Annotated in this window: 7 protein-coding genes; 4 read left to right on the top strand and 3 right to left on the bottom strand. The window is 43.8% G+C overall.

The features are described from left to right. The 4 genes from OEM52_13190 to OEM52_13175 form a co-directional block, all read left to right on the top strand. A partial coding sequence (locus OEM52_13190; GenBank protein ID MDK9701092.1) for a class I tRNA ligase family protein occupies positions 1-920 on the top strand: 920 nt, incomplete at its 5' end. Between the two features lie 39 nt (positions 921-959). Further along, positions 960-2,450 (top strand): OmpA family protein, encoded by a 1,491-nt coding sequence (locus OEM52_13185; GenBank protein ID MDK9701091.1) that lies wholly within the window; start codon positions 960-962, stop codon positions 2,448-2,450. An 83-nt stretch (positions 2,451-2,533) separates the two neighbouring features. Beyond that, the gene (locus OEM52_13180; GenBank protein MDK9701090.1) at positions 2,534-3,769 is read left to right on the top strand and encodes a tetratricopeptide repeat protein; all 1,236 of its coding nucleotides are present in this window, start codon (positions 2,534-2,536) and stop codon (positions 3,767-3,769) included. 102 nt (positions 3,770-3,871) lie between these two features. After that, positions 3,872-4,129, top strand: coding sequence for a hypothetical protein (locus tag OEM52_13175; protein MDK9701089.1), 258 nt, complete (start codon positions 3,872-3,874; stop codon positions 4,127-4,129). 361 nt (positions 4,130-4,490) lie between these two features. Here OEM52_13175 and OEM52_13170 read toward each other — a convergent pair whose 3' ends face one another. From OEM52_13170 to OEM52_13160, 3 genes are all read right to left on the bottom strand, one after another. Continuing rightward, positions 4,491-4,754 carry an SH3 domain-containing protein gene (locus OEM52_13170; GenBank protein MDK9701088.1) on the bottom strand — a complete coding sequence of 88 codons (264 nt, stop codon included), beginning with the start codon at positions 4,752-4,754 and terminating at the stop codon, positions 4,491-4,493. Positions 4,755-4,856: 102 nt separating this feature from the next. Then, entirely contained in the window at positions 4,857-5,264 is a 408-nt protein-coding gene (locus OEM52_13165; protein ID MDK9701087.1) for a hypothetical protein, read from the bottom strand. Continuing rightward, the coding region (locus OEM52_13160; protein MDK9701086.1) for a BatD family protein at positions 5,261-6,256 on the bottom strand (996 nt) is incomplete at its 5' end. The genes OEM52_13165 and OEM52_13160, both read right to left, overlap by 4 nt.

The raw sequence follows: 6,256 nt of genomic DNA, 5'->3' as shown, positions 1-6,256 counted from the left end.
GGTTTCCATGTGCCCAAAACGATCAACAACCGTTCGATCAAGAGATTGTTAACCGGATGCTTCCGGTCGATACTTATATCGGCGGTACTGAGCATACTTACGGACATTTGCTGTACTCACGTTTCGATTGCCATGCATTGTACAAGGCGGGGCTTATTGGTTTCAAAGAACCGTTCAAGAAGTTGGTACACCAAGGTGTGATCACCCACAACGGCTCGCGTATGTCGAAGTCGCGCGGGAATGTCGTGAATCCTGAGCCATTCATCGAACAATACGGTTCTGATGTCTTCCGGATGTACTTGATGTTCATGGGCGATTATGCCATTGGTGGCGATTGGAATGATGGTGGTATTACAGGAATCGAGCGAGTCGTGAACCGGATATGGCGGTTGGCATTACGGGCAGATGTTAACGCAAGCGTAGAAGAACCGATTCCGGAAAAGATCCAACGCGCCCTCCATCGTATGACCGAGTGCATAGATCGGGGTGTTTCTCAATTCAAGTTTAATACTGCAATCGCAGCGCTGATGACTTGTGTGAACGAATACTATGCATGGGAGGTGAAACCATCGGAAGCTGGAGCGTTCACTGCATCCCTCAAGCATTTCGCCTTAGCGGCAGCACCGCTTGCCCCGCATCTCTTTTGTGAGATTTGGGAACGGTTGGGAGAACCGGGAAATCTTTTCGATTGCTCGTATCCGGTACCCGATCCAAAATGGCTGTTGGAGGATACGGTAGATTACGTATTGCAAATAAACGGAAAAGTGCGTGGACATTTTCCTTTGCCACGTGGATTAACTCGAGATGAAATTATTAGCAGGATGCACGAAGATGCAACCTATCGTAAGTTGACCCGTGGCAATACGATTTTAAAAGAAGTTATCGTACCAGACCGTTTGGTGAATGTTGTAGTCAGATAACACAATGTTCCCTGTAAGGTTCAAGTGTAGGAGTAGATTGTGAAGCGAACTAAGTTTTCAATGAGTGTTATATCGCTTATAGGTGTATTGATTATCGGTTTAGTTTCTGTTGGTTTTGCTCAGAATGGATTGGCTTTGTTTGAAAAAGCGGAAATGGCGATTGCCGATGCCGACTCGATGAATGCGGCAGTGCTGAGTCCAGAATCATTTGCAAAAGCGAAGGATTTGTTTGATGAAGCACGTAAAAAAGAAACTTTGAAAAAATCTTCAAAGGACATCGATGAGCTGCTGAACGCTTCCTACACCCTCGCAAAGAAAGCTTATGAAACAGCAAATGTCGCGAAACTTGTGTTGAAGGAAGTGATTCCAGCACGGTCGCGTGCAATCATGGTGGATGCACCCTCAGCTGCTAAGCGCGAGTGGGAGGAAGCGAACAACCTTTGGAGAAAAGCAGTTTCGCAAATCGAAGACAATTCGCTCGATGCAGCCCGAAAACAACAGAAAGAAATGATTGATAAGTTTCAACGCGCTGAAAGCGAAGCGATTCGAAACACTGTGCTGAAAGCCGCTCGGGAAGCGATCGAAACCGCGCGTAAAGCTGGAGCCGACGAGATCGCTCCGCTTACATTCCGTTCAGCCAGTGATGCGCTAAACATCGCAGAAAATGAATTGAAACAGAATACATCTGTATCAGAGCGAGCGAAAAGCTCAGCAAGATTTGCCACAATGGAAGGAAAACACGCCCTCCGAATTACCGAAACAGCAAAACGATTTGAACGGGAAAAAGCTGGTTGGGAAAAGGCGTTTTTAGGGTATGAGGAGCACTTTAGCGGAATTGCTCGTCGGTTACAACTGGATATCGATTGGAGCGATGGTGCCGATGGGGCGGGCGCTCAGCTGTTACACGCAACTGATTCGCTAAGGTTATCTGCTGAATCGCAACTGAGTTTGAAAGAACAACAGTATAGTTTCCTCGAACAAAATTATATCCAAACCAGAAACCGATTAGAACAGGAATTGGCACAAGCACAGTTACGGGTCGCAGAGTTGGAAGGCAAACTTGGTGTTGTCGAGAAGGAATCGGAAGCACTCAAACGCGCACAACAATTGGAAGAGAAAGCAAAGCGAATCGGTGGAGCGTTCACAGCGAAAGAGGCACAATCAGTGGTAGTGCAAAAGGGAACAATACTTTTGCGCTTGACAGGAATAAGTTTTCCCTCAGGTACTGCAACGGTCAACCAATCTATGCAAAAGTTCTTGAATCGGGTCGTTCAAGCGGTTCAGGAAGTTTCGAGTGCAACCTTCGTAGTTGAAGGTCATACCGATGCTTTGGGTGACAATGATACAAACAAGGAACTCTCTGAACAACGGGCAGCAGCAGTTGCAAGCTATCTTCGAACAAACTTAGCGTTACCGGCAAGTCGAATCAATTCAGTAGGAAGAGGTGAAGATCAACCGATCGCCGATAACAATACCCGTGAAGGTCGAGCACAAAACCGCCGGATCGATATTCTAATTCAAACCAAGTAGTATGTTAAATCGTCATGTAAGGGGTACCGATGGGTACCCCTTTTTATTATGTTGTAGAACAATAAAACAATCGGAAGGCGATAATGAGCGAAGAATCCTCTAAACAGTCGACAAGTGGAACTGAGTTGGAAGATACGATGAAATCGATGTTACTCGAAGCACGTAAACTCCGAATGAGTGGCTCATATTCTGAATCGATTCATTTGTTAGAAATAGCGCGAAGGATGGCATTCGAGCATGAGCTCCCAACAATGGAAATCGACGTTTTAGAAGAATTGGGAAATGCGCAAACTCATTCCGAACCAGAGCAGGCATTCCTACAGTATCAAGCGGCTCTGAACATTGCACAATTGTTGAACGACCATCGGCGAGTTGCCAATATTTTCGTTGATTTAGCAAATCTACATCGTGTTCAAGGGCGAAGCAACGAGGCGCATGAATGTTTTCAAACGGCATTAGGTATCTACGAAACATCACCTGATTCTAATAAAGAGTTTGTCCTGTTAGCAAATCTCGCTGGATTTTACTATGAATTGAATCAACCTGTCGAAGGAGAGAAGTATATCGCTAAAGCGATTCAACTGGCAAAACTGAATGGTAATATTAGTGGGGAAGCGATGTCGTTGTGCAGCTATGCGAAAGGATTACAACAAGTATACAAGTTCGATCAAGCACTTACTGTAGTTCAACAAGCGATTCAAGTAGCAGAATTGTCAAACAATGAGTCAATCATCGCAACAGCACTGGAATGCAACGGATACATCCATCAAATGATGCACAATTATGATAAAGCGGTAGAATGTTATCTGCCGGCAATGAAAATGTTCGAAAAGCAGAACAATCTCCGCATGGTTGCAAGTATCCTATCTAATCTTGGTTTTTGCTATCAGAATCGAAATGATGATGATACTGCTTTGGAGTATTTGGGACTCGCTCTCGAATTTTGTCGAAACATCGGTGAGCGGCGCAATGAGAGTTTGGTTTTGCGAGCAATGGCAGGATCATATACCCGAAAAGGAGAACTCGAAAAGGCTTATCACATGCTGCACGAAGCATTGTCAATCATACAAGCCAGTGGTAATATTCGCATGCAAGCCGTTGTGATGGCTGGTTTAGCGGAAGTAGTTCATGCTTTGGGCAACAATGACGAAGCTTATCAGACGATGGAACAAGCTGTGGAGTTACTAAAGAACGGTCCGAACGATATAAAACTAATACGCGTAATGGAATCGCAAGTTGAGTTGTATCGCAATGATGGAAGATTGGAAGAAGCTGAACGGATAGAACGTGAGATTCAAGCAATAAAAGCAGTCAGATAGTGCAATATTGTCACACTAAATAATAACTATACATAATATTCCTTATGCGACATTGGTTGCAAACACCTACAAATCTGTATAACATACTTTACGGAGGATTAGGTGCCTCGCAGCATAACCGAACATACGGTTCGGCGATTGGTCGTGGAACTATACCACACTTTACCGTGCAACGTTCGTTTCAAAGCCTCCGGTCTTCAGACCGGTATTCAAATCCTTCTACCTAGTAGAAAGAATTGGTGTTACGTAGTACTTGCCCGAAACCTTAGTGAACTGTTTGCCAAGTTAGAGAATCGCGCCGTTATGGGTTACTTCGAGAAAAGTGTCCAAAATGGTGCCTGTGACATTGTACGGGATTAGGTTGTCAATGGGTCGATGAATGCGACTACGTCGCGCGGGTGCCTCGCACACACATAGCGCGATCAACGTACAAAGCATTCAGCGGGGTACCTGTTGGCAACGTGATACCTCACTTCTTCTTTCTTTAGTAAACTGTTCATATTTCAAGTAGGCAAAAAACATACTAAATAACAACTACTTACGAATTTGCAAAAGTTTGTGATTTGTGGGTTTTCGGTAGCTTAGTGTCGCGCACTATTCGGTAGGTTCTTTGAATCTACTCCAAACGCTATACTTTAGTATGTCAAATAGCTTTGGAATCAAGATTATTTCTTATGCGACATGCAAATCAAAAAGAAAACACACTGAACTCCGTAACATTTTACAAAACAACATGTAATAAGGTTGCACCCTGCACCCAGCCTTTACGACCATCGGGCAGTTGAACTTCCTGCCAACGACTGAATTCGCTGAGTGGTTTTACTTCGGTGCCAATCGATAGCGTCGTTACTTCTTTGGCACCAAGATCGGGTTGTTGCAGAACAGTCACACCGTTTTGTGTTACAAAAGCAACCGGCGTAGTAATCGAATAGTGTTGCCAAATCGATAATGCTATGCTGATTGTTAGGAAAGCGCATCCCAACACAAATAAATACTTCTTACTTAGAACTACGATGAATCCGGTTGGTTCGACTCTTACTAAGAGAATCCTGACTCCGATTACGATTGAACCGACTGCACCTAACAGCTACAAAAGCAAAGCCGGGACCTGTAAAAAAGTAGTGTTTAGAATGCGGAATAAAGCTATTTTTGGTATACCATCAATTCGATTCGACACTTTTTGTCGTAGCCAATTCAGTAGCTGTCTGGTCTCAGAATTCGGGGAAAGTCGATGGGCAATCGTTGCAGTTCGTAAGGCATATGCTAATGAGTCACCCCCATAGGCATTCCAATAGGCAATAGCTGCTAATTGCCATTCGCCGGGAGTCGCTTGATTCGAGGAGATAGCTGGGTGCAACAATCGGATCGCTGCAACCGGTTGTTTTTTGACGAGTAACTCTTTCGCTTTTCCAAAATTGGAACTTGCATCCGCAAAATCAAAGAATCCAACTAGGAAAAGTGTTACAAATATAAATCGTAAGAGGGAGAATTTCATAACTCACTCCCTTTTAACAGCTGAATTGTTCGATCCTTCCAATCAGCACGTAACTGCTCTATCAGTTGGGATGGTTGATATCGCAATTCTCGTAGCTCTTGCCAAAGTGCCATCCATGTTGCTGCTGACGGTTCTTTAACTGATTCTAATTGATCGGGATGGGCAAAGTGAAAATTTGGATTCCCATAACGTATTCCAAGGTAATTTCCAAGAATACGTTCTATATCCTCAGAAGTAGTTTTAGAAGATTCGCCATAATTACGAATAGTTTCAATTAGTTGCAATCGAATCTTTTTTAACTTCCCTCGCTCTTGTACACTACCACGGTTACGTAACAACAGGATTAACTTTGCTAATAGAGATATACCAATTATTCCACCAGAGAGAATCCAAGTTAAACTATGGAATAATAATGGATTTCCGGTGTTCTCATTAATTGGAACCGGTAGTTGTTCTTCACCAGCAATAGTCGGTGGTTCCTGAGGAACGTAAACGGATGGTTGTGATCCTGCTGCCACACCTTCTGCCACTAATGTCAATTCTTCGGAAGTGAAGTTGCGATACTGTTTAGATGCTGGATCAAAAATAGAAATCGGTTGAAACTCCAAAGTATACTTGCCCGGTGCCCGAGGTAGTAATGGATAGCGAATTTCACGACGGATACTCTCGCCTTCGCCGAAAATCTTCGATTGCGGAGGATAAAACTCAATGCCGTTTACTTGTTTTAACTCTGGCATATTTAATGTCTTAACCGAACTATTTCCTTTGATGTTCAGAACTAAAGTAGCAGACTGATGTACTGGGATTGTCGTTGGTTGAATCGATGCTGTTACCGTAATATTCCCAACCCACACTTCCCCACTCCCCTTACCACCAGGCAATGGCTTTGCCTGAATTGTCACTTTTGAGGAAGTAACCTTTATCGGTACTACTGTCGAATTAAACATCGGGTCGTTAAACATCGAAAAGGGGTCATTAAATATTGAATTTGG

Source organism: bacterium (assembly GCA_030247525.1).
Lineage (GTDB): Bacteria > Electryoneota > JAOADG01 > JAOADG01 > JAOADG01 > JAOTSC01.
Note: the sequence above shows the minus strand (reverse complement) of the source record. Positions and strands in the feature narration are given on the sequence as shown.